Raw genomic sequence first — 23,123 nt, 5'->3', positions numbered from 1 at the left:
ATCAAATATGCGTATAAAAAACCAACTATACGAGGCTTAACATCCTCCGGCATCCGTTATTTTTCCGTTGCGCGGAGGCGTGGCCTGCAGCAAAGAAGCGGAAGAGGATGGAAATACCTCGTTTCCGGGAAGCTGTATCACCTCCGGAGCAAACGAACCGCCAAAGATATGCCCGAAAACTTCATCCACCGATTCTACCGGAATCACCCGCAAGCCCCCGCTCAGATCCTGGAACAAGGTCTGCCAATTGTCCTTGGGGATGATTACGCGGGTCGCGCCTGCCTGGAATGCCGCTTCCACCTTGGCGATGACTCCGCCAATCGGCTTCACTTTTCCATGGATGCTTATCTCGCCGGTCATCGCTACCTTGTTATCGACTTCAATCCCTTTGATTGCGGATACGATGGCCGTTGCCATCGCAATGCCGGCGGAAGGTCCATCGATCGGCGTTCCTCCGGGAAAATTGATATGCAGGTCATAGTTTTTGGGCGTGAAACCCATCGAGCCCAGCACGGTCAGCACATTCTCGATCGAGCCTTTGGCCATGCTCTTGCGGCGCAGCTTGCGCGAGCCTCCGCCAAATTCCTCTTCATCCACTACCCCGGTGATATTGTAGGTACCCCGGCCCTCCTCGACAGGAACCGCAGATACTTCAATTTCTAGCAGAGCCCCCATATTCGGGCCATATACAGCTAATCCGTTAACGACCCCAACCTGCGGCTTCTCCGGTATTTTCCGGTCGGGCCTTGGCTGCAGCTGGCTGCTGCTGGCCACCCATTCCACATCCGCCGCGCGCAGGGCATCTCGCTTCTCGGTCAATGCCAGGCCGGCCGCCAATTGAATCATATTGACCGCTTCCCGGCCGTTAGAGCAGTACTGCTTCACGACTTCTACCGCTTCCGGCGGAGCGTTCAGTCCAATCTTCTGAATGGCATCCTCCGCAATCCTGCCGATCTCTTCAGGCAGAAGCGGACGGAAAAAAATCTCCATGCAGCGCGAGCGAAGTGCAGGAGCAATCTCTTCCGGCGAACGTGTCGTAGCGCCTACCAGGCGAAAGTCCGCCGGAAGCCCATTTTGAAAAATATCGTGAATATAAGCGGGCGTATTGGCATCCTCTGAATTATAATATGCGCTTTCCAGCAGCACCTTGCGGTCCTCCAGCACTTTTAAAAGCTTATTCATCTGGATGGGATGCAATTCCCCAATTTCGTCAATAAACAGGATTCCCCCATGGGCCTTGGTCACCGCGCCCGGCTTCGGCTGAGGGATGCCTGCCACCCCCATGGCACCGGCGCCTTGGTAAATCGGATCATGAACAGAACCGATGAGCGGATCGGCAATTCCACGTTCATCGAAACGGGCCGTCGTTGCGTCGATCTCCGTGAATTTCGCGTCGTATTTAAACGGCGATTGGGGGTTCTTCTTGGCTTCCTCCATCACCACGCGGGCAGCAGCGGTCTTACCGACCCCCGGAGGGCCGTATACGATGACATGCTGAGGATTCGCGCTGCATAGCGCGGCCTTTAAGGCGCGCAAGCCGTCCTTTTGCCCCACAATGTCATCCATGGTTTGCGGTCTCGTTTTCTCCGCGAGCGGTTTCGTTAGCGATACCGACCGGAGTTTGCGGAGTTTATCGAGCTCCTTGCGCGATTCCCGGTCCACCGCTGTTTTGCTTGTCTTCTGTCCACGCAATAAATTCCAAAAATAAATGCCGATGATGACTGCAAAAAACAGCTGCACCAGCATAATCACGATACTTAAATTCACAAGTCATTCCTCCTGTACTCCATTATGTCTTCATCCAAACGTTAATACATGGTAGTATTGCCGATTCCTCGGATGGTAAAACGCTGGAGGCGGAAAAGTATCAAAAAGTGGATGGAGACGCTTAGGTGAGCCACTTGAGTGAGACGCTCCGCGTACGTATCGTTCCTCCGGTCGCTGTTGTTTCCGAATTTCATGAATGAGGAATACCAATGTAGAAATTCGGCAACAGCTTATCCTTCCGATGCGAGTTTTCCTGCGGAAAACTTTCAGCCGACCGCTTCGCTTCTCCGGAATCGATTCGTCCGCTCCGCTGGTGCGGCGCATGGCATCCTTCTTCATCGTGGGGGGTGGGGAGAGGGTAGAGCTGAGCTTCATTATCAGAAGCTCGGTTAGGAGCGATTATACTTGGAACAACAGAAAGCATAATTGCAACTTTAGAAAAATATTAGACCGCTTAAAAATACATTCATATAAATTTGAACCACACATCACCTAAGACCCTGTGCTTCCTTAGAAAACAACAAAACGGCAATCTCTTGCGATCCAGAGATTGCCGTTTTCTTTAGATTGAAACTACCTTTATGGAAACTTAGTTATCCAGCTCAGACCGTGGATTTGTGCTTACGTCCCGGGATTTCGCCGGTTTCCTCGTACACCTTCACGATATGATCGATTTCTTTCTTAAGTTCTTCCACCATGGTGGCTTCCGGAACTTTGCGGATCATCTCTCCGTAACGGAAGAGCAAACCTTCCCCACGAGCGCCGGCAATACCGATGTCGGCTTCTCTGGCCTCACCGGGACCGTTCACGGCGCAGCCCAGGACGGAAACCTTGATCGGCACCTTGATCTTCGAGATGTACTCCTCCACCTCATTGGCGATGGAGAACAAATCGATATCCAGCCGTCCGCAAGTCGGGCAAGATACCAAGGTTGCCGCATCCGAGATCAGACCGAAGGATTTTAGAAGCTCCCGGCCAACCTTGATCTCTTCGACCGGATCGGCGCTCAAGGAAATACGCATCGTGCTGCCGATGCCTAGGGACAACAGTGCCCCAAGACCGGCCGCGCTCTTCACGGTGCCCGAGAAGAGGGTGCCTGCTTCGGTAATTCCAAGATGAAGCGGGTACGGAATCACTTCGGCGGCCTTGGTGTACGCCGCAATGGCCATCGGCACATCAGACGCTTTAAGCGAAACGATGATATCGTGGAAGTCCAGTTCTTCCAAGATGCCGATATGATACAGGGCGCTTTCTACCATGGCTTCCGGTGTCGGATAGCCGTATTTTTCAAGGAGGTGATTCTCCAGGGAACCGGCATTCACCCCGATCCGAATCGGAATCCCCTTCTCCTTGCATGCCTTCACGACGGCTTCAACCTTTTCGCGCTTACCGATGTTCCCTGGATTGATCCGGACTTTATCGATACCGTTCTCGATCGCCATCAGGGCAAGCTTATAGTTAAAATGAATATCCGCCACGAGCGGGATATGAATGCGTTTCTTGATTTCCTTGATGGCAGCAGCTGCTTCCTCATTGTTCACCGTTACCCGGACGATCTGGCATCCTGCTTCCTCCAGGCGCAATATCTCGGCAACAGTTGCCTCCACGTCTGCTGTTTTGGTGGTGCACATGCTTTGAATAATGACTTCGTTCTTTCCCCCAATGGTAAGGTTCCCCACCTTGACGGGCCGTGTGTCTTGTCTCAAAAACATGGTACGATCTCTCCCATATAACGCCAAAGCTCCACTCCAGCAAAGCCCATTTGGGCATAACTGGAAGTGGAGAATCAGCGTAGATTTATTCCACGTCTAAAACGCTATAACGCATTAGGCGCTTTCTTCTTGTTTCTTGTCGTCTTCGTTGGCTTTGGTTTGAAGCTCAGGAATTACTTTATCCCGAACGACCTGCTCCGTAATGACGCAATCCTTGATGTCATCTCTGGACGGCACTTCATACATCACGTCTAGCATGATGCTTTCGATGATGGAACGCAGTCCGCGTGCACCCGTATTGCGCTTAATGGCTTCGCGGGCAATCGCTTCAAGAGCGCTTGGCTCAAACTTGAGGTTCACGTTATCAAACTCAAGCAGCTTTTGGTACTGTTTGGTCAGCGCGTTTTTAGGCTCGGACAGAATACGTACCAATGTCGCCTCATCCAGCGGCTCGAGCGTGGACACGACCGGCAGACGGCCGACGAATTCCGGAATCAATCCGAATTTCAAGAGATCCTCCGGCAGAACCATCGTCAGGTATTCACCTGGCTTAAGATCCTTTTGGCTTTCTCCAGATGCATTAAAGCCGATGACCTTTTTGCCGATCCGGCGTTTGATGTACTGCTCCAAACCGTCAAACGCACCGCCGCAAATGAACAGGATGTTCGTTGTATCGATCTGGATGAATTCCTGATGCGGATGCTTGCGTCCACCTTGCGGCGGCACGGAAGCAACGGTTCCCTCCAGAATTTTCAGGAGAGCCTGCTGAACCCCTTCACCGGAAACGTCACGCGTAATGGACGGGTTCTCCGATTTGCGGGCCACTTTGTCGATCTCATCAATATAGATAATGCCGCGTTCTGCTTTTTCCACGTCATAATCCGCTGCTTGAATCAGCTTCAGCAGAATGTTCTCAACATCCTCACCCACGTAACCGGCTTCGGTCAGCGAGGTTGCGTCTGCAATAGCAAACGGCACGTTCAAAATTTTGGCCATCGTTTGCGCAAGCAAGGTTTTACCGGAACCTGTTGGTCCGAGCAGCAAAATATTACTCTTTTGCAATTCGACGTCCTCGATCTTGCTCTGGGTGTTGATGCGCTTGTAGTGATTGTAAACGGCAACCGAAAGGGATTTCTTTGCTTGATCCTGTCCGATTACGTATTGATCCAGGATATCGCGGATTTCACGCGGTTTCGGAATATCCTTCAGATCCACTTCTTCCTCATGTCCGAGCTCTTCCTCTACGATCTCCGAACACAAGTCGATGCACTCGTCACATATATAAACACCGGGCCCCGCAACCAGCTTGCGGACCTGCTCCTGCGATTTGCCGCAGAAGGAGCACTTCAGCTGCCCTTTGTCATCGTTAAATTTAAACATGCTATTACCACCCCTTAAGATTTGGTCGGTGAAGACAGAACATCATCAATAATACCGTACGCCTTCGCTTCCTCCGCGCTCATGAAAAAGTCGCGGTCTGTATCGCGTTCGATTTTTTCAAGGGGCTGACCCGTACGCTCCACATAGATTTGATTCAGTTTTTGTCTGGTCTTGATGATCCAATCTGCATGGATTTGGATATCGGATGCCTGACCTTGAATGCCTCCGAGCGGCTGATGAATCATCACCTCACTGTTCTCGAGAGCATAGCGTTTGCCTGGCGCTCCTGCAGTAAGCAACAACGATCCCATGCTGGCGGCCATGCCGACGCAAATCGTGGATACATCAGGCTTGATCAACTGCATCGTATCATATATACCCATCCCGGCCGTTACCGAACCGCCAGGGGAATTGATGTACAAAGAGATGTCTTTTTCCGGATCTTCCGCAGCCAGAAACAGAAGCTGGGCAATAACAAGATTGGCAACATCGTCATCGATCGCACTGCTGAGGAATATAATGCGATCCTTCAGTAATCTTGAGTAGATATCGTAAGATCTTTCGCCTCGACTGGTTTGTTCAACAACCATAGGTACAAGACTCATGCGACCAACCTCTTTTCCTTGAAAAATATACTACAGCGTTACAAAAGTTATTCTAACATGTTCAAAGCACGATGTCATTTTTTAACCCTGTTTACATTCTATGAACTTGCCAAGAATTATATCCTGCCAACTTGTCTCATTATGTATGTCGAAATTTATAACCAATTCATGTCACATTTAGTATTAAATTGGCTATTCTTAGTTAAAAATAAGGCACGCATGAAATGTACGTGCCTTATCTAATGTGAGGGCGGCTTCGGCAGCCGCCTATTTATTATTCTTCAGTTGCTTCTTTTTTCTCAACAGGAGCGCCTTCTACGCTGTTTTCCAGCAAGAAGTCGATCGTTTTGCGAAGAAGCAGTTCTTCACGAAGGCTGTCAAGGGAACCGTTAGCACCGAGGATGCTGCGGATTTCATCAGCGGAACGCTTGTACGTATCAGCCATGTTTTCCAGCTCTTTGTTGATTTCTTCTTCGGATACTTCGAGTTTCTCTTCCTTCGCGATTTGCTCCAGCACGAGGTTGTTGCGAACGCGTTTTTCAGCATCGTCCTTCATTTGGCCTTCCAGATCAGCATTGGTTTGGCCGGAGAAGCTGAGGAACATTTCCAGGTTCATGCCTTGCTGGCGAAGACGGTTGTCGAAATCGCGCATCATGTTTTGAACTTCGGATTGAATCATGGCTTCAGGAATTTCAACTTCAGCGTTTGCTGCTGCTTTTTCAACGGCCTCGTTCTCACGAACGCCTTGGGCTTCTTGCTCTTTGCGAGTCAGCAATTGCTTCTTCAAATCTTCCTTGTACTCATCAAGCGTATCGAATTCACTAACGTCTTTAGCGAATTCATCATCCAGCTCAGGAAGCTGTTTGCGTTTGATTTCGTGCACTTTCACTTTGAAGACGGCTTGTTTGTTAGCCAATTCTTCAGCATGGTAAGTTTCAGGGAAGGTCACTTCCACGTCTTTGAAGTCTCCCGTAGCCATACCGATGACTTGGTCTTCAAAGCCAGGAATGAACGTGTTGCTTCCAAGCTCAAGGGAATAACGCTCAGCTTGTCCACCTTCGAAAGGAACGCCGTCAACGGAACCGTCGAAGTCGATTACAACGATATCGCCGGATTGGGAAGCACCTTCGTCGATCACGGTAAGCTCAGCATGACGTTGTTGCAGACGCTCAAGCTCTTCGTTCAGTTCCTCGTCGGAAACTTCTGCAGCTACTGCAGCAACTTCGACGCCCTTGTATTCGCCAAGCTTAACTTCCGGCTTCACGGTTACTCTAGCTTTGAACTTGAAAGTTTCGCCTTTAGCGAACTGCTCGATGTCCACTTCCGGACGATCCACAGGGAAGATATCCGCTTGTTCCACAGCTTCGCTGTATACTTCCGGAAGCAGGATGTCGATTGCATCCTGATACAGGCTCTCTACGCCAAAACGAGCTTCAAAGATCGGCCGAGGCACTTTACCTTTACGGAATCCAGGTACATTTGCTTTTTTAGCTACTTTATTAAAAGCTTTGTCGAGGGCGGATGCAACGCGCTCCGCATCAACCTCAACGTCAAGAACGCCAAGGTTCTTCTCTATTTTTTCCCAAGTTGCTTTCATTTATGCTTTCCCCTCCAAAATAATTCACGTGGTCGACGCAATAATGTATCACGTACCGAATAACCACTATAGTATAAACAACATTAAATCCTTTTTCAAGGGCGAACCCTTATGGCGCGACACCGTAAACGTTTTCCAGCTCTGGCTAATCTTCCACGCCTGCGGCGACGAATTGCTTGAGAGATCGATAGGCTCCCTCATAGCGGAACCGCATGGTGTCCGTGATGCCGTAAAGCGGGCGGATTTCCTCCTCATTGCGAAACCCTTTCAGGCTCTCCGACACGATATCATGCAGCGCAGCGGCCCATATATCGAGCGTGGCTTCTTCTTCGTCCAGCATGGAATGGTAGTCCTCCGTGCCGTAAATCGCCATGATGAACTGGGACCATAATTCCTGGGCAAAATAAAACAGCGTCGGCTCATGAACCTCGGTCTGATCCGCAACGCGCTCCAAAATCCTCGTAATCGCGTCCGGGAAGCCTCCCGGATCCAAGGGAACCGTATCGATCTCGATCTCGACGGCTTCCTGCCCGCGATGAAGGCTTACGTGCCCTTCCATCCCTCTTCTCCGGAGCGTTTGCAGCACCCGGAATTGCAGCAGGGGATGAAGCGGCGTATCATGCAGCCATTCGACCAGAATCGCGTCGATCTCCGGACGGTCCAGATAAGCGAGCTGTTCCAGCGCCAAAATGGTCTGCTCCGTCAGCGGCCCGGTCATGACCGAAGCCAGCAGCTTGTCGGCGTATCCGGCATCCTGGGCAACCTTGTCCCTGACCATCTGCCTCGCCATCTCGGACTCGTCCGGATCATCCTCGTCAGGCTCAGCATCGAAATCGACCGAACGGGGCATGGCCTGTTCCGGAAATGCGGCTTCAAGCCATTCGAGGAGCGAGTTCCACTCTTCATAGTGCCGTTCGTTCTGTCCCCCGCACTTCAGCAGAAAACGCAGCACTTCCATCGCTTCACCGTAACGTTCGTTCTCGAGCATAACCGTAAGCTGAATCTGGTAATAATCCAGCGTCTTCGGAAACAGGATGATGTTCTTATCCTCTTGTTCTTGGGAGTAAGAGTCCTTGATAAGGACACCTCCTTTCTGGTCCTGTTTTTCGTATTCGTTGATTATAGCATATGTACTGCCAAGTTTAAAAAAGGGCGTAACAGCTTGCGTGCATCATGCCCCTGGCAACATAAAGACGGCGATCCCCAGTTTTCGGGCGTATATTTTATCAATATAACCCGATATGATACTCGAATAATCTTGCAAATCCGAAAAACTTTATATCATAAAATAATGATTGAAATTCTCCAGTGCATGTGGTAATATATTTTTTGCTTGAAAAAATTCTATGTCCCAGTAGCTCAGCTGGATAGAGCAACGGCCTTCTAAGCCGTCGGTCAGGGGTTCGAATCCCTTCTGGGACGTAAAAGAGGAAGCTACCATCGGTAGCTTCTTTTTGTATTCCAGAAGGGTGATGAATCCATGATTGGGTTCGTCGGAGCATAACCTTCGGGAGGAATACTTCGCAGTCGGCCTGGAAGGCCGTATCCCTTCTGGGACGTAAAAGAAGACACCGTCACATGACGGTGTTTTTTTATGTCCCGTGAGGATGAGAACCCCATGAAGGGGTTCGTCGAAGCATACGCTTCCGTAGGATTGCTTCGCAGTCGGCTCGAAGGGCCGTATCCCTTCTGGGACGTAAAAAAAGACACCGTCACATGACGGTGTTTTTTTATGTCCCGCGAGGATGAGAACCCCATGAAGGGGTTCGTCGAAGCATACGCTTCGGTAGGATTGCTTCGCAGTCGGCCCGAAGGGCCGCATCCCTTCTGGGACGTAAAAGAAGACACCGTCACATGACGGTGTTTTTTTATGTCCCGTGAGGATGAGAACCCCTAGAAGGGGTTCGTCGGAGCATATGCTTGGGTAGAACCAATTCCCAATCGGCCTGGAAGGCCGCATCCCTTCTGATGCACTATCGACATTCTACATATGAACATCATGGCCGATTCCAATACGACATACACCCTTACACGACTTTTGCGGACCGTAGGTTCGTTATTTCATCAAAAACGGCCTGATTTAGAAATTAGCGGACACCACAGCCGTTATTTAGCTAATTCACAGTCAAATTACCCTCATTTTTCATAAATAACGGACTTCTGGTCCGCTACCATACCTGTATGAGGGTTTTTCCCTCAATTAACGGCCCCTGGGTCCGTTAAGGCAGCGGCGCGGTGCATCACACCCCATCCCATGACTCCCTCCATATTCCGCGAACACTCCGGATCCTCTACCTCCAAGCACTAACCCGCTCCGATTTCTTCACGAACATGGAGGACAAAGCCCTCGTTCGCGCGGTCAGGAGCATTTTTCTGCCTTCCGGCGTACGGGTGTAGACCAGCTCGGCCGAACCGATATGCTTGCGCCACAGCCGGGCAAAGCGTTCCGCATGCTCTTTTCGACGTCCGATTTCCTCCGGCACGGCATGGTAATCCCGCCTGGTCGCAAACCAGCCGCGCGATTCGCGGTACAAAAGATAACGCGGATTCTCGATCGGGTCCAGCACCTGCTGAAGCGAATTCAGGAAAAGCGTCTTTTCCTGGGTGGTTCCGTCTTTTAGCCAACACACGACGGCTCCCCCTTCCTCCTCCGCCCTCAACCGGTAAAGGCTTGGCTCGGTTTCAACCAGCTCCATATCGTATAGCGCCGTATACACGACCAGAGCCACTTCTCGAATGCTCCGCTCCAGCGATTGATGACGCATTACCATTTTGACGGCTTTAAATATCCAAGGACTGGATACGATCAAGGCAATGGCGACTGAGAATAGCAGGCTGAACCAAGCCGGCGCGTCCGATTGAAGTAAATGTGGCGAAGTTAACGTCTCGATGAAGGCGCCCAGCCCCAAACCAACGGCAAAAGCAAGCACGGCCTTCACCGTATGCGAGAAAATCAAAGGCTTAGGAATACGCTCCCGATCCACCGTCAGTTCCTCCGTCATGGAGCTGTGAAGGGCAATCGCTGAATTCCATCGCTCCTTCAAAAGATGCCGCTGCCTCGCCCGCTCCCATGTGTCGCGGGTATAGGCGCTGATGCTTTCTGCGGTTTGGCTTTTCCGAAGATCAAGTCCCATGCGCTCCATGCCCGACTCTATGGTTTGATGCGAGATCGATAGACCGACGAGAGATCGAAATCTGCGCGCAAGCGAGCTCAAATCCTCGCCCCCATCGATTTGGGCGGTATCGACGCATGCCAGATGCCAGATCGCTCCGGTCTTATCCGGGTTCCCGCGTTGGGCTCGAATCGCCCGTCCCCGCATCTGGTTGGACAGCATGAACGAGCCTACATACGATGCCATGATCAAGGAATTGATCCCGGGAGCATCCCATCCCTCGCCCAGGAGAGCCGCCGTACCGATCAGCACCTGAATGCCCCCCTCTGAAAACACCTCCGTTATAATGGCCACGATAGCCGAGCGATTTGCATCGCGAACATCCATCGTTACATAACGGCTGTCATGGGCAAGGGGACGTTCCGACAAGCGGAGGCCCCGTCGATCGGCGCAAGCCCTGGCCAAAGGCATAGCCGTCACCGGGAGCACCACAAAGGAGCCTGTCAAAATACCGATGGGCAACTCGCGATCGCCCCGTGAGCCGCTTTTCTCCGCTAGCTGCCTGCGGATCAGCTCAAAAATCGGAACAACGCCGAGCCGATGCAGCGGCTTCTCGTCGTCTGCATCCTTCGGCAGGTCCTCCTTGCGGATATAATCGGTCAAGATCACCATCCGCATGCTCTCCCCCAGCATGGAGCGCTCGAATTCAAGAATGCGGCCGATGCTGTGCAATTTCGAGACGCTCTGGACTAGCATTCTATCAATCGCAGGCGTCGATCTCATATACACCTTCCGCCGTTCAATCATCCCCAACCGGCTGAGCCTCTTCTGCAACGCCTTTAACTCCGGCAGCTCGCGATCAATATGGGCGTCTTTATACAGCATGCCGCCAAGGAGCTCCTCCAGCCATTCCTCCGAAAAGTCGGGGGCTTCCTTCTCTTCCATGCCGAGCAGCTTCACAGCCTCCTTCCAGATCGGGCGATTGGCGGCTCGCAGATAGAGCACCATGCTGGAGTAATACCCCGGGGAAGATAAAATCTCCTCCATGTACGCCTCTGACCGTGTTATCCAGGGGTGATGGACGATCAACTCCGCCAAAAACTCATTACGGACCAACTCGTCTTTGACCTGTCCTGCCTGCATTCGAAATTCCCGCAGTTTAGCGGCCTCTTCATGAGTTGGCCTTGTCAGGCTGATATAATCCTGATGGGGACACAACTCCCCATGGCGAACCAGCTCGGGCACGCTGATCTCCTCGTCGATAGGGCCGCAAAGCTCGATATACCGCTGCCACTCCCTCGGATTGACATCGTATGGCGGAGTGGCCGTAAGCGCAATCTTGGTCGGCTCGTCCAGCATCTCGCACAGCTGCATGGCGCTTTGCCACCAAGACATTCGAAGATGATGAGCCTCGTCAAAAATGAGCGTATGATATCCCTGCTGCTTCAACAGTTCCAGAGCTTCTTGAGCCACGGTGCCGTCCGTGATATCGTCCTCGCGGTCACCATCCCTCCCGGCCGGTTCAGCCTCAGCGTCTTCCATGCCCGTATCCGAAAACTCCTGATTCTCATCACCGGTTTGGTCCGCTTGCACCCTCCCCGCGATGACCTTCTTCTTCGCAGAGGTTGACTGCCCTGCTGCACTAAGCAGGCTGTGAAGAGCTTGATAAGTTGTAATCGTAACCAATGCCGGTCGCTTGAGCGAGGTCGAGACCCACTCGGGCTGGACATCTTCGTCAAGAAACAGCTCCACCAGGCGGCTTGCCCATTGCTGTTTAATGGTGATGGTGGGAGCCAATATAATCGTCGGCCGATTAATCCGAAGCATGACCTCCAGTCCCAGCACAGTCTTCCCTGAACCGGGCGGCGCCACCAGATGCAATTGGTGATTCTTCAGATGATGGTCAAGCCCGTGGAGCACGCGCTTCTGATAGGAGCGCCAAGGATAGCGAAACGACAGGTTGCTCGGAAAAAACTTCATTGACTCCTCCAGTTTAGCTGCACTCCCTTTTTCATTGGATTGGTTAAAATATACTGTCTATCGGTGTTTGTTCTTTCACCCAAAGATAGGCTGCTTTTCGAAAATATTATACTTGCGATTATCGTGGACTCAGCTGAGCCGATCCATGATATTACCGCAGCTGCATATGAATAAGCGGAAACGGCTTTCCGGAACCGTCGAGCTCCGAGCGGCCGATCTGCACGAATCCGTATTTTTTATAAAAAGCGTGGGCCTTGGGGTTCTGTTCATTCACGTCCACTTGAAGTCCGGGCCCCTTCAGCCGTTCGGCATGCCGGATCAATTTCGTTCCCGTCCCTTGGCCGTGGTGCAGGGGATCCACAAACAGCATCTCGATTTTGGAGCCGTCCAGTCCGATAAATCCAATCGCTTCCTGTTCCGTATTCAAGCATATCCAGATCTCCACGGACCTCAATGCCCCGCTTTGCATCATGCCATAATAGAACCGGATATCTTCCTCCGTCAGAAAATCGTGCGTTTGGGATACGGCACGAAGCCATAATTCCACCAGCTGATCATGGTAAGCTTCTGTATAAGCCGCGATAAGATGTGTCATTTTTCATCCAACCCTTTCCAAGTCGTTCAATCCTTTGAACATTCATGAGATCCTTCAAATTGCTCTATACTATTATAAAGGAATCCGGTACATTAATCAGAGACTTTATCTTGTCAAAAAGGAGAGGTACGCATGCCATTATGGCTTGTATACGCATTGCTGTCGGCAGTCACGGCGGCACTTGTGGCCATTTTCGGAAAAATAGGCCTGCAGAACATCGATGCCAATTCGGCAACGGCCATTCGCTCCGTCATTATGGCCCTGTTTCTGCTGGGTGTCGTAGCGGTTCAGGGGAAATTCTCGGAGCTCGGAGAAATTCTGGTTCAGAAAAAGGCACTCAGCTTTATTGTGCTCAGCGGCATCGCGGGCGCGTTGTCCTGGCTGTTTTATTTTCTGGCGTTAAAATACGGCAAAGTATCGCAGGTAGGTCCTATCGATAAACTGAGCGTGGTCATTGCCGTGATCCTGGCCTTTGTGTTTCTGGGTGAGAAGATCTCCTGGATTAACGCAGCCGGCGTTGCACTCATTGCCGTTGGCGCGCTTCTTGTTGCCGTTAAATAGTCCTCTACATAAAACCGCTGACACAGCGGCTTTTTGTTCTTTATCTTATTATCCAAACCTATAACTCTTATCAAGTTTATATATTTCTAATTATAAGCCGATCATGTCACAATGAGGATAAATCATGCGTGGAGGGGTGTTGTTATGTCAGAGCAAGTATGGAAACCTTACGATTACGATCGACAGCTATCGTTTGTATCTGCTTATGGAAAAGGAGCGGTAGAGCTGCTGGCGCCTCAACCCGGAGAACGGATTCTCGATCTGGGCTGCGGAACCGGCGACTTGACTCATGAAATTTCCAAATCGGGCGCACATGTAACCGGCATGGATTATTCCAGCGAGATGATTGAACGGGCCAAAAGCAAATATCCTGGACTTCCGTTTTTGACTGGGGATGGCGAGAACTTCGAAACCGAAACGCCATACGATGCCGTCTTCTCAAACGCGGCCTTGCACTGGATGAAGGATGCTGAAGGCGTGGTACGCTCTGTTCATGGAGCCCTTAAGCCCGGCGGCCGATTCGTTGCCGAGTTCGGAGGCAAAGGGAATATTGACGGCATCTACCAAGCCTTGAAAACCGTGTTCGCCGATCTTTATGGGATCGATGCGGACGCCCGGAATCCGTGGTATTTTCCTAGTCTTGGGCAGTATGCCAGCCTGCTTGAAGCCCAAGGGTTCCGCGTGCATCTCGCCCATCATTTCGACCGTCCCACGCGATTGTCCGATGGCAAGGACGGCATAAAGTTTTGGCTGCTGCATTTTGGCGATTGCTTTTTTGCCGGATTCTCGGCTGAAGCGAAGGACGAAGCGATCGCTCGCATCAGCCTAGCTGCTCAATCGACGCTATGGCAAGAGGATGCTTTCTACGCGGATTACCGGCGCCTGCGAGTATTTGCAGAAAAGATTTAGCCATTTGGGGGTTGCTTTTCTAAATAGAATGGTTATAATATGAAAAAACTTGAGAATATTATTTTCGTTGATTGGGAGAGTAACTGCACTTGACTTTAGTCCAAGCGAGCCGGGAGGGTGGAAACCGGTACAAAGTCGGCCGTGAAGCGGACCCAGGAGATGGCCTTCCGAAGCACCATGCTGTAGGGAGCCCCGGCTTACGCCGTTATCGTATGAAGGTGGTTAGACCCTTGAGGGTTTAACAACAAGAGTGGTACCGCGAGCACAAGTCCTCGTCTCTTTAGGAGATGAGGGCTTTTTTGATTTTCTGAGTCGTTTTTATATTTCCAAAGGGGGATTTACCGTGTTAAGTCAAAAGATTATTTCGAGCCTTCAACAAGCCGTGAACCAGGTCTGCGAAGCTTACGGCACCAAACTGCCGGAGTCCACTCCGATTCGGATCGAGCAGCCTGCCAGCATGGAGCATGGGGATTACGCAACCAACGTTGCGATGCAGCTTGCGAAGGTGCTCCGCAAGGCTCCCCTGCAAATCGCCGAGCTGATCCAAGCCGAGCTCGAGCAGGACGCATCCTACAAACAGCTCGTCCGCTCGACTGAGATTGTCGCCCCGGGCTTTATGAATCTGCGCATCGATTGGGAGCATTGGGCGAGCCACCATTTTGAACTCCCCCCGGCAGCTAACGAAAAGATCGTCATCGAGCACACGTCCATCAACCCGAATAAGTCCGCCCATATCGGGCATCTTCGAAATTCCTGTATCGGCGATACGCTCGTGAGATTAATGAGGAAGCTGGGTTACGAGGTCGAGGTGCATAATTATATTGACGACCTGGGCAATCAGCTGGCGGATACGGTGGTCGGCTTGCTCCACACGCCCCTGACGAAGGAGCATGCCCGGTTCGGCGATTACTGCTGGGACGTGTACTCAAGCACCAATAAAGCCTACGAAAGGGAGCCGGGGCTGGTTCAGCATCGGACTGAGGTTCTGCACGCATTGGAAGAGGGCAATCAGAACCTTTCCTGGATTGGACTGCTCGTTGCCGAGCGAATCGTTAAGGAGCATCTTGAGGAGATGAAGCAGTTCGGCATTGAATACGATCTGCTTGTATGGGAGAGCAGCATTGTTAGGGAGGGATTCTGGGCGTCGGCTTTCGAGCTGTTGAAGAATACCCCGCTGTTCCATCAGGAAACCGAGGGGAAACTTGCAGGCTGCTGGGTGCTCAAGCAATCAGGAACCGAAGCCGGAGACGAGGCGGAGTCGGACCACAGCATCGATAAAGTACTGGTGCGCTCGAACGGCATCCTGACTTACACCGCCAAAGACATCGCCTACCACTTGTGGAAATACGGCGTGCTTTCCAATGATTTTGTATATAAAAAATTCACCGACGAGGTTTGGACGACGAGCTCGCACGGCGAGGAGCGTACTTACGGCAAAGCGGACATGGTCATCAACGTCATTGATTACAGGCAGCAGTACCCGCAGGCGATGGTGAAGCAGGCTTTGGAAGGCCTGGGCTTCCAACAAGAGGCTGAGAAGCTGCGCCATGTCAGTTACGGCGTCGTCTCGTTAAGCCCTTCCGCTGCAGCGGATCTCGGCATCGATACTTCCGACGGTAAGGCATCCTATGCGATGTCCGGACGTCAGGGAATCGGGATCAAAATCACCGAGCTTATTCATCAAGTAGCCAAGGTCATCGAGGATACCCGATCCGATAAAAACGGTTTGTCCAGCCATGCGATCGCAACCGCCTCCATCCGTTACTACCTGCTTCGCTTTGCACTGCAAACCGAGGTGGTGTTCGATCTGAAGCAGGCCACTGAAATATCGGGGAATACGGGGGTGTATTTGCTCTATTCCTACGCGCGTGCACTCAGCGTGCTTAATAAAGCTCAAGAAGCCGAGGTTACGCCGTCTGTGCCTGCCCGGTTCCCTGCCATGGAAAAAGCGGAACATGCGCTGCTGCGGCATATCAGCACCTGGCATGATACCTTATATGCCGCCGGACGGGATCTATCTCCTAGTGCCATTTGCAACTTCACCTATGAGCTGTGCTCCCTGTTCAACAATTTTTACTCGGCATGCCCGATTCTGAAAGCAGCGGAGGAAATGCTCCAATTCCGCGTATGGCTCACTTCCTTATTCAAGAACACCCTTGGCGAAGCGCTGGAGGTGCTGGGTTTGCCTACTCCGAGCCGGATGTAAATTCACTCTGATGAATGAGCGGATCATGCCTAATAAAAAAGCCACCGTACTATTGTGTTGATCAAGTACGGTGGCTATCTTATCTTATTGCAATCCTCTGACGGTCAATCTGACCTGAACGCCGTCTGCCGCCGGCTCTTCCTGCAGGGTCCAGTTGACAGCCAGCGCTTCCCTCAAGCGAGCCAACTGCTCCTCCTGGAGCTTCAATCCTTCGATAATGCCCTCGCCCACGCTAAAATCGGATTCCGAGCTGATGCGGAAGGCTTCCTCCAGCCAGATCTTCAACCCGTTGCGGGTATTAAACGTAATTTGGTACCCCTCGCTAACGGCTTTCTCCAAATCTTCCCCATGCTCTTTTGCGTAAGAGAATAATTCCTCATAGTGAAAATGACCGTTATTGGCGATTTGGAATCTCTCTGCGTCTCCTGAGCGCACAGCCTCCAGCAGATCGGAAGAAGTCAGCCCCGATTTTCTGGCATGCTCCAATAGAATGGCGGTATTCTGTGATATTTTAGTAAGCTGCATGCTCGATGCCTCCTCGATAGGGTTTGTAAAATATTTTTTCTTCTATTATAAGACCAAATGGCTAGGATGTCAGACTCTTCTCAAAACATAAACTATATTCGCACCCGATGTATTCGCCAAACGGTTCAATCTGGGCATACCCCAGCTTCTTGTAAAAGTGAACGGATTCCTTCTGCGGTTCGCCTGTTTCCAGGCGCGAGAAACGATAGCCCCGCTTCTTCGCTTGTTCTTCCAAAAAGAGCAGGATCCGGGAAGCTATTCCCCTATTCCGGTAAGGGACATCCACGAAAAACCGTTTAATTTCAACCGATTCTGCATCCAGCGGCCGGATGGCTCCGCAGCCGACAGGCTGGCCATCATGGTAAGCCACCACGAATAGAGTTTCGTTTACTTTGGGATCGGCCAGATCCAGCCCGAATATGCCTTCCGCCGGGTATAACGTCGATAAGTAATCGTCCAGCTTCGCGATGAGCTCCTGAAGATCCTTGTGAGTCTCTCTTACCAAAGTCATAGTGATATCATTCATCCCATGTATCCCTCCACTGTTCTAATCGTGTCACGAATACCTTTCGTTTGCAAGGGAGCCTTCCTGGCCGACTGCGATGTAATCCTAACGAAGAGTATGCGCAGGCGAACCCCCAATCGGGGTTCTCATCCTCACGGGACAATTACGATTTGTCCCAGTCGGGATACGGCCTTCCAGGCCGACTGCGATGTAATCCTAACGAAGCATATGCGCAGGCGAACCCCAATCGGGGTTCTCATCCTCACGGGACGTTTTGTCCCAGTCGGGATACGGCCTTCCGGCCGACTGCGAAGTAGGCCCTACCGAAGCGTAGGCTCCGACGAACCCCAAATCGGGGTTCTCATCCTCACGGGACGTTTTGTCCCAGTCGGGATACGGCCTTCCGGCCGACTGCGAAGTAGACACTACCGAAGCGTAGGCTCCGACGAACCCCAAATCGGGGTTCTCATCCTCACGGGACGTAAAAAAACACCGCCATATGACGGTGTCTTTTTTTACGTCCCAGAAGGGATTCGAACCCCTGACCGACGGCTTAGAAGGCCGTTGCTCTATCCAGCTGAGCTACTGGGACATATATGTATGAAAATGTTTTAAACAGTAACGAAGTATATTATATCGCATCTTTTGTTTTTTTCAAAGTACTTTTTTTCGGGTTGATTACCTAACCGAATCAGGAGCCTGCTTACTGGGTAATATGTAAACATGAGAATGACTTCAGGAGCGTGATACCATGAGACAGCTTTTATCCTCTTTATCGTATTTCAGCATCTTCTTTGCACCGTTCATCCTCCCTGTCCTTGTATGGATTCTGTCTCCGGACGCCTATGTGGCCAAGCACGCACGCCGCGCCCTGTTCTCCCATCTGTTCCCCGTTATAGCAGCGATCCCGTTAATCTACATGGCCGTGACCTCGGGCTCCTTCGGTTCCGTCATCGGATACCTCATTCTGTTCGGCATCATCTATTTCGGGGCTTTTGTGTATAACGTGATCATGGGCATTCAGGTGCTGAGGGAGCACGCTTATTGAACTTACCCTATAAAAAAGGACCATGCGCTTACCGCATGGTCCTTTTCGCATTATTTAGTCGTAATCAATACCATTTTCTCATTGCCGTCCCATTTCACTTCACAGCCCAGCGCGGATGCCACGAAACGCAGCGGTACCATCGTGGTGCCCTTCACCATCCGTGGCGCCGAATCCAGCGCAACGTTCTTCCCGTTAACGACCGCTTGCTTGGAGCCCATCTTCAGCTTGATTTGGGTCGAGCCTTTGAATGAGGATACGCTTTGCGTTTTTTGGTCCCATTTGACCGAAGCATCGAGGGATTCGAAGATCGGACGCATAGGCACAAGAACGCTTCCTCCGACCATCACCGGCGACTGGGCATAGGATTGGAGCTGGCCGTTGATTTTGATGCGGATCGGCGCTTCTCCGATTTCTCTGCCGGATTGGTCATAATATTTCAGCTTCACGCTTTTGACCCGAGTATCGTAATCAATGCGCAAGGTCGTCGTTTCATTGGCGGTCATGAACATGGAGTCCGTATCGGTCCCCAGGGAGCGTCCCTTCGCATCGTACGCCGTCGATTTTACGGTAATCCGTTGCGACACATCCCCGTTCTCCACGCCGATCGTAACGACAAGCTTGTTGTTGATGGTCGTTCTGCCCTCGGCTATGATTTTAGGCGTCTGGCTGTTGCCTGTCAGGAACACCTTCAGGTCGCTGATGGCTTTGCCGCCTTCCAGCTCGGCCTGGAAATTCGCGATTTCGTTGGATGAAAGATATCCGGACGTCGTGTTGACCTCCAGAACCTTGCCGCTGGCGTTGCTGCCGACAACGATGACGCCGGCCTGCCCGCCTTTATTCCGGTTTTGAATCGAACCGGTAACGATAAGCTTTCCGTTCTCCAGGCGGCTGCCGGACTGCAGCAGCTTCACGGCATCTTCAACCGGATCAACGACCGATACCTTTACGCTCTTGATCAGCTTCGCTGCTTTAAGCTCTACGACGAAGGTGCCGACATCGCTGCCGCCAAAGTAGCTGTCCGCCGATGTCACTTCGACCGCTTTGCCGGAAGCATCATACCCTACGGCGAGCATACCCACATTGTGCCCGACCGTAGAATTCTGCACGACGCCAGAAACGTTGACCACGCCGTTGCTCGTATAGTATCCGGATGCCAGCAGCCGCGCCTGATCACCGGCCGGTCCTGCCGGGAGCACTTCCACCCGCTTGACGCTGCTGCCGCTGTCAAGGTCCACTTCATATGTACCGATTTCGTCGCTCATCATATATTCGGAATCACCGACTGCCTCGAGCGCTTGGCCGTTTGCATCGTAACCGACAACATAGAATCCCGCTTCCGCTCCGGTTCCTCCGTTGCGAATGTCCGCCGTCACGCGCATCTTGCCGTTCACGAGCTCATGAGACGATTCAAGAACCGTAACGTTCTGCGTTGCTTCGGCGCTTGCCGGCATTTGCACGGATCCCAAGGTAAGCGACAACGCCAGGAATCCCGCTCCCCATAGCTTGACGATATGTTTATTCCATCTGCCCAATCCCAATCTCCCCTTGTCCATTATGTTAGTAGATGACACTAATCCAACATTATAGGGAGGATTCTCCAGTAATCATATAGAGGAAAAGCCCTATTTGTATCTATTTCGTAAACAAGGATACCGGATGGTCCATACTCCCTACCGCAGCGAAATCGAAATCGACAAGAAACCTATCTTTGTTCGACCTTTTTTGCAGAACTGCGTAAAAACCCCATGCAATCTTTCATAGATGAACCTGCACATGCAAAAAGAGATCTGCCGATGGTATTCGGTCAGATCTCTTCGTTCATAAAAGCTCTAGAAATATTGAGGGCCTTCGCTGAGCCGCTGGTTCAGCTGCTCATATAGCTGGCCTGTCGAAAGCAGCTGCTGCTTGAATGCATCGCGGTCTTCCTCTGCCGTGGACTGAACGTTGTTCTCGAATGCTTCGTCCGTGGCATCCACAAAAGCATCATGCATGCTGTTGTCGAACCAGTCCACCTCCATGCTGGCGTTGCTGCGGACAATTTTCACCAGCTCATAGCCTCCCAGAGGGGAAGATGGTGTCAGATAAGCCAGCAATGCGCTTTCTCCTTCCGCGGCTGGATAGACCTCAACCTCAGCGCAAGGGGCGCCGTTTACTTCCGTAATCCGGCGAATTTTTGCATCTCTGATTGCATACATCATACATTCTCCTTCATCAAGATGTGCAGGGACTGCACGATCCTTATTGTTTTCATGTCAAATCGGAAAGCAATCGGAGCTCTTCCATTTGCTGGCGAGTGGCCGGTGTTCCTAATTGGTAGATGGTCCGGTACACCTTGTCCAGAGAGGATTGAAACAGGGCATTGGCGTTTTGTTGCGGTGTATCCGGCCAAGGAAACAAGTACCCTGTCATTTCTTCGTCTTTCTCCTGCATCATGTCCAGTTCAATCCGAACTTGATCGGCCTCTTCCGGCGTTGCTTCGATCTCCCATTCATAAGCGCTCGCTCCCTGCTCGTTCAGCACGGACCGGCTCTGCACGGAAACATAATAGGTTGACTTCTCCATGGACGCATCTCTCCTTCGCTTTGATATTCGTCCTCTTTCTTAGTTTTCGTAAAAGGACAGACATTTTATGCCTTCCTTCGGCATATATCTGTATCACTTTGGCGACGTAGGATTAAAAAGAGTGGACAGCGTATGACAAAGACAAAGAGAGGATGAACCGTCATGTGCGGAATAACCGGTTTTATACAATGGAGCGGCGATTTGACGCAGGACTCGCAGCTGCTGGTAAAAATGACAGAAAGTTTGGCTCACCGCGGACCTGACGGATCCGGCACCTGGATTTCCAACCCGTGCGCATTCGGTCACCGAAGACTCAGCGTGATCGACCCCGAGAATGGCGCTCAGCCGATGATCATTCATCAGGAAGAGGAAGTCTATGCCATTGTATATAACGGGGAATTATATAATGCTGCGGAGCTTAAAGACGAATTGGTACGACGCGGTCATCGTTTCAATACGAAATGCGACACGGAAGTTTTGTTAGTCTCCTATATCGAATGGGGCCCCGAGTGTTTGGAGCGCCTCAATGGAATATTTGCATTCGCTATTTGGGACAGCGTCCGGGAACAGGTATTTTTGGCTCGGGACCGGGTGGGAGTGAAACCCCTGTTCTACAGCTATATTGACGGAACGCTTGTATTCGGCTCGGAACCGAAAGCTTTGCTCCAGCATCCGAAAGTGGAGTCCGTCGTAGGGGCCGAGGGGCTTGCGGAAGTATTTATTATCGGCCCGGCGCGTACCCCGGGACATGGCGTATACAAGGACATATCGGAGCTCCGTCCCGGCATGGCCATGATCTTTAACCGGGAAGGCTTGCGCAAGTATACTTATTGGAAGCTGGAAAGCAAGCCCCACGAGGATGATGCCGACCAAACGGCAAGCTTCCTTCGCGATCTTCTCCGCGACACCGTGGAGCGTCAGCTGGTCTCCGACGTACCGGTCTGCTCCCTGTTATCCGGCGGACTCGATTCCAGCGCGCTTTCCTCGCTGGCCGTCGATTACTACAAGCGGACGGGCCAAGGACAAGTGCACACCTACTCCGTGGATTATGTGGACAACAACAAACACTTTAAGTCCCATTCCTTCCAGCCGGGAGCGGATGCGCCATGGATTAAACGGATGCACGAGGAGCTGGGCACGAACCACCATTGGATCGAATTCGACACGCCCGAACTGGTAGAAGCGCTGGATGTCTCCACGCAAAAACGGGATCTTCCGGGCATGGCCGACGTGGATGCTTCCTTGCTTCTCTTCTGCCGCGAGATTAAAAAAGGCGCAACCGTCGCCATATCCGGTGAAGCCGCTGATGAAATATTCGGCGGTTACCCTTGGTTCCACCGGGAAGAAATGCTCAATTCCGGTACCTTTCCGTGGTCCGTCGCGCCGGATATGAGAGCCGGGCTGCTGTCTGCCGAAATCCGGGACTGGATCAAGCCGCTGGAATACCTCGGGGACCGCTACTCCGATGCGGTAGCCGAAGTGCCTAAGCTGGACGGGGAGACCGGGCAGCAGGCCAAAATGCGGATCATGTCTTACCTCAATATCACCCGCTTCATGCCAACCCTGCTTGACCGCAAGGACCGGATGAGCATGGGCGTTGGACTGGAAGTCCGCGTCCCCTATACCGATCACCGCCTCATCGATTACGTGTGGAACATCCCTTGGAGCATCAAAACGACAGGAGACCGGGAGAAGGGCATTCTACGCAAGGCCCTTGAAGGCGTGCTGCCGGATGACGTCCTGTACCGCAAAAAAAGCCCGTATCCAAAAACCCATAATCCGAACTATCTGGCGGCCGTCAAAGCACAGGTGCTGTCCATTCTGGATGATTCTTCTTCGCCGCTCCTGCCGCTCATCGATACCGCCCGGATCCGGGAGCTGGCATCTTCGCCGGATGCTTCCTCCAATCTGCCTTGGTTCGGCCAATTGATGTCAGGTCCGCAGCTGTTTGCCTACCTGGCCCAGGTTCATTTCTGGCTCAAAGAATATAACGTATCCATCCGTTAAGTCCTTATAGACTGCGACAAATCAAAAAAACCATACCGGCACATGCCGGTA

General features: G+C 51.8%; 19 protein-coding genes, 2 tRNA genes and 1 other annotated feature. Of the genes, 6 read left to right on the top strand and 15 right to left on the bottom strand.

Annotated elements, in window-relative coordinates; all coding sequences use genetic code 11:
* Positions 1 to 36 precede the first annotated feature (36 nt).
* The 6 genes from lonB to MHI43_RS07505 all read right to left on the bottom strand — a co-directional run bounded on the left by lonB (position 37) and on the right by MHI43_RS07505 (position 8,049).
* A complete protein-coding gene (gene lonB, locus MHI43_RS07530) occupies positions 37 to 1,767 on the bottom strand; it encodes an ATP-dependent protease LonB (RefSeq protein ID WP_015733999.1) in 1,731 nt (576 codons plus the stop codon).
* Positions 1,768 to 2,369: 602 nt separating this feature from the next.
* Positions 2,370 to 3,479 (bottom strand): flavodoxin-dependent (E)-4-hydroxy-3-methylbut-2-enyl-diphosphate synthase, encoded by a 1,110-nt coding sequence (gene ispG, locus MHI43_RS07525; RefSeq protein ID WP_009590416.1) that lies wholly within the window; start codon positions 3,477 to 3,479, stop codon positions 2,370 to 2,372.
* A 114-nt stretch (positions 3,480 to 3,593) separates the two neighbouring features.
* Positions 3,594 to 4,859 (bottom strand): ATP-dependent protease ATP-binding subunit ClpX, encoded by a 1,266-nt coding sequence (gene clpX / locus MHI43_RS07520; protein WP_015733998.1) that lies wholly within the window; start codon positions 4,857 to 4,859, stop codon positions 3,594 to 3,596.
* A 14-nt stretch (positions 4,860 to 4,873) separates the two neighbouring features.
* A complete protein-coding gene (gene clpP, locus MHI43_RS07515; RefSeq protein ID WP_009590407.1) occupies positions 4,874 to 5,464 on the bottom strand; it encodes an ATP-dependent Clp endopeptidase proteolytic subunit ClpP in 591 nt (196 codons plus the stop codon).
* 274 nt (positions 5,465 to 5,738) lie between these two features.
* Entirely contained in the window at positions 5,739 to 7,061 is a 1,323-nt protein-coding gene (tig, locus tag MHI43_RS07510; protein WP_036662679.1) for a trigger factor, read from the bottom strand.
* A gap of 145 nt (positions 7,062 to 7,206) precedes the next feature.
* On the bottom strand, positions 7,207 to 8,049 hold the full coding sequence (locus MHI43_RS07505) for a hypothetical protein (protein WP_015733996.1): 843 nt from the start codon (positions 8,047 to 8,049) through the stop codon (positions 7,207 to 7,209).
* Positions 8,050 to 8,409: 360 nt separating this feature from the next.
* Here MHI43_RS07505 and MHI43_RS07500 point away from each other — a divergent pair.
* Positions 8,410 to 8,483 (top strand) — tRNA-Arg (locus MHI43_RS07500).
* 869 nt (positions 8,484 to 9,352) lie between these two features.
* Here the strand turns inward: MHI43_RS07500 and MHI43_RS07495 are convergent.
* The gene (locus MHI43_RS07495) at positions 9,353 to 12,154 is read right to left on the bottom strand and encodes a DEAD/DEAH box helicase family protein (RefSeq protein WP_036662675.1); all 2,802 of its coding nucleotides are present in this window, start codon (positions 12,152 to 12,154) and stop codon (positions 9,353 to 9,355) included.
* A gap of 151 nt (positions 12,155 to 12,305) precedes the next feature.
* Positions 12,306 to 12,749 (bottom strand): GNAT family N-acetyltransferase, encoded by a 444-nt coding sequence (locus MHI43_RS07490; RefSeq protein WP_036662674.1) that lies wholly within the window; start codon positions 12,747 to 12,749, stop codon positions 12,306 to 12,308.
* A gap of 132 nt (positions 12,750 to 12,881) precedes the next feature.
* Here MHI43_RS07490 and MHI43_RS07485 point away from each other — a divergent pair, with 132 nt between their 5' ends.
* The 3 genes from MHI43_RS07485 to argS all read left to right on the top strand — a co-directional run bounded on the left by MHI43_RS07485 (position 12,882) and on the right by argS (position 16,425).
* Positions 12,882 to 13,310 carry an EamA family transporter gene (locus tag MHI43_RS07485; protein ID WP_015733993.1) on the top strand — a complete coding sequence of 143 codons (429 nt, stop codon included), beginning with the start codon at positions 12,882 to 12,884 and terminating at the stop codon, positions 13,308 to 13,310.
* 144 nt (positions 13,311 to 13,454) lie between these two features.
* A complete protein-coding gene (locus tag MHI43_RS07480; RefSeq protein ID WP_036662670.1) occupies positions 13,455 to 14,219 on the top strand; it encodes a class I SAM-dependent methyltransferase in 765 nt (254 codons plus the stop codon).
* A 58-nt stretch (positions 14,220 to 14,277) separates the two neighbouring features.
* Positions 14,278 to 14,502, top strand: a binding site (T-box leader).
* 60 nt (positions 14,503 to 14,562) lie between these two features.
* On the top strand, positions 14,563 to 16,425 hold the full coding sequence (argS, locus tag MHI43_RS07475) for an arginine--tRNA ligase (RefSeq protein WP_036662668.1): 1,863 nt from the start codon (positions 14,563 to 14,565) through the stop codon (positions 16,423 to 16,425).
* A gap of 84 nt (positions 16,426 to 16,509) precedes the next feature.
* Here the strand turns inward: argS and MHI43_RS07470 are convergent, their stop codons facing one another.
* The 4 genes from MHI43_RS07470 to MHI43_RS07455 form a co-directional block, all read right to left on the bottom strand.
* The gene (locus MHI43_RS07470) at positions 16,510 to 16,950 is read right to left on the bottom strand and encodes a hypothetical protein (RefSeq protein ID WP_015733990.1); all 441 of its coding nucleotides are present in this window, start codon (positions 16,948 to 16,950) and stop codon (positions 16,510 to 16,512) included.
* Between the two features lie 61 nt (positions 16,951 to 17,011).
* On the bottom strand, positions 17,012 to 17,476 hold the full coding sequence (locus tag MHI43_RS07465; RefSeq protein WP_015733989.1) for a GNAT family N-acetyltransferase: 465 nt from the start codon (positions 17,474 to 17,476) through the stop codon (positions 17,012 to 17,014).
* A gap of 195 nt (positions 17,477 to 17,671) precedes the next feature.
* Positions 17,672 to 17,911: a hypothetical protein gene (locus MHI43_RS07460; RefSeq protein ID WP_041621945.1), complete on the bottom strand. Its 240-nt coding sequence runs from the start codon at positions 17,909 to 17,911 to the stop codon at positions 17,672 to 17,674.
* 62 nt (positions 17,912 to 17,973) lie between these two features.
* A tRNA-Arg gene (locus MHI43_RS07455) sits at positions 17,974 to 18,047 on the bottom strand.
* Between the two features lie 159 nt (positions 18,048 to 18,206).
* Here MHI43_RS07455 and MHI43_RS07450 point away from each other — a divergent pair.
* On the top strand, positions 18,207 to 18,503 hold the full coding sequence (locus tag MHI43_RS07450; RefSeq protein WP_015733988.1) for a DUF4870 domain-containing protein: 297 nt from the start codon (positions 18,207 to 18,209) through the stop codon (positions 18,501 to 18,503).
* Between the two features lie 50 nt (positions 18,504 to 18,553).
* Here MHI43_RS07450 and MHI43_RS07445 read toward each other — a convergent pair whose 3' ends face one another.
* The 3 genes from MHI43_RS07445 to MHI43_RS07435 form a co-directional block, all read right to left on the bottom strand.
* Positions 18,554 to 20,035: a copper amine oxidase N-terminal domain-containing protein gene (locus MHI43_RS07445; protein WP_036662603.1), complete on the bottom strand. Its 1,482-nt coding sequence runs from the start codon at positions 20,033 to 20,035 to the stop codon at positions 18,554 to 18,556.
* Between the two features lie 297 nt (positions 20,036 to 20,332).
* On the bottom strand, positions 20,333 to 20,698 hold the full coding sequence (locus MHI43_RS07440) for a hypothetical protein (RefSeq protein ID WP_036662602.1): 366 nt from the start codon (positions 20,696 to 20,698) through the stop codon (positions 20,333 to 20,335).
* Positions 20,699 to 20,750: 52 nt separating this feature from the next.
* Positions 20,751 to 21,065, bottom strand: coding sequence for a hypothetical protein (locus tag MHI43_RS07435; RefSeq protein ID WP_015733985.1), 315 nt, complete (start codon positions 21,063 to 21,065; stop codon positions 20,751 to 20,753).
* A gap of 162 nt (positions 21,066 to 21,227) precedes the next feature.
* Here MHI43_RS07435 and asnB point away from each other — a divergent pair, with 162 nt between their 5' ends.
* Positions 21,228 to 23,072 carry an asparagine synthase (glutamine-hydrolyzing) gene (gene asnB / locus MHI43_RS07430; protein ID WP_015733984.1) on the top strand — a complete coding sequence of 615 codons (1,845 nt, stop codon included), beginning with the start codon at positions 21,228 to 21,230 and terminating at the stop codon, positions 23,070 to 23,072.
* The last annotated feature ends 51 nt before the right edge of the window (positions 23,073 to 23,123 follow it).

The sequence above is a fragment of the Paenibacillus sp. FSL H8-0457 genome (assembly GCF_038051935.1).
GTDB lineage: Bacteria > Bacillota > Bacilli > Paenibacillales > Paenibacillaceae > Paenibacillus_AQ > Paenibacillus_AQ lautus_A.
The sequence above is the reverse complement of the archived record's forward strand: the minus strand, read 5'-3'. Positions and strand labels throughout refer to the sequence as shown.

What these genes read in the sequence shown, in the direction of transcription:
- ispG (WP_009590416.1), bottom strand. Translation starts at nt 3,479, where the DNA reads ATGTTTTTGAGACAAGACACACGGCCCGTCAAGGTGGGGAACCTTACC.
- clpX (WP_015733998.1), bottom strand. Translation starts at nt 4,859, where the DNA reads ATGTTTAAATTTAACGATGACAAAGGGCAGCTGAAGTGCTCCTTCTGC.
- clpP (WP_009590407.1), bottom strand. Translation starts at nt 5,464, where the DNA reads ATGAGTCTTGTACCTATGGTTGTTGAACAAACCAGTCGAGGCGAAAGA.
- tig (WP_036662679.1), bottom strand. Translation starts at nt 7,061, where the DNA reads ATGAAAGCAACTTGGGAAAAAATAGAGAAGAACCTTGGCGTTCTTGAC.
- MHI43_RS07505 (WP_015733996.1), bottom strand. Translation starts at nt 8,049, where the DNA reads ATGCTCGAGAACGAACGTTACGGTGAAGCGATGGAAGTGCTGCGTTTT.
- MHI43_RS07495 (WP_036662675.1), bottom strand. Translation starts at nt 12,154, where the DNA reads ATGAAGTTTTTTCCGAGCAACCTGTCGTTTCGCTATCCTTGGCGCTCC.
- MHI43_RS07490 (WP_036662674.1), bottom strand. Translation starts at nt 12,749, where the DNA reads ATGACACATCTTATCGCGGCTTATACAGAAGCTTACCATGATCAGCTG.
- MHI43_RS07485 (WP_015733993.1), top strand. Translation starts at nt 12,882, where the DNA reads ATGCCATTATGGCTTGTATACGCATTGCTGTCGGCAGTCACGGCGGCA.
- MHI43_RS07480 (WP_036662670.1), top strand. Translation starts at nt 13,455, where the DNA reads ATGTCAGAGCAAGTATGGAAACCTTACGATTACGATCGACAGCTATCG.
- MHI43_RS07470 (WP_015733990.1), bottom strand. Translation starts at nt 16,950, where the DNA reads ATGCAGCTTACTAAAATATCACAGAATACCGCCATTCTATTGGAGCAT.
- MHI43_RS07465 (WP_015733989.1), bottom strand. Translation starts at nt 17,476, where the DNA reads ATGAATGATATCACTATGACTTTGGTAAGAGAGACTCACAAGGATCTT.
- MHI43_RS07450 (WP_015733988.1), top strand. Translation starts at nt 18,207, where the DNA reads ATGAGACAGCTTTTATCCTCTTTATCGTATTTCAGCATCTTCTTTGCA.
- MHI43_RS07440 (WP_036662602.1), bottom strand. Translation starts at nt 20,698, where the DNA reads ATGTATGCAATCAGAGATGCAAAAATTCGCCGGATTACGGAAGTAAAC.
- MHI43_RS07435 (WP_015733985.1), bottom strand. Translation starts at nt 21,065, where the DNA reads ATGGAGAAGTCAACCTATTATGTTTCCGTGCAGAGCCGGTCCGTGCTG.
- asnB (WP_015733984.1), top strand. Translation starts at nt 21,228, where the DNA reads ATGTGCGGAATAACCGGTTTTATACAATGGAGCGGCGATTTGACGCAG.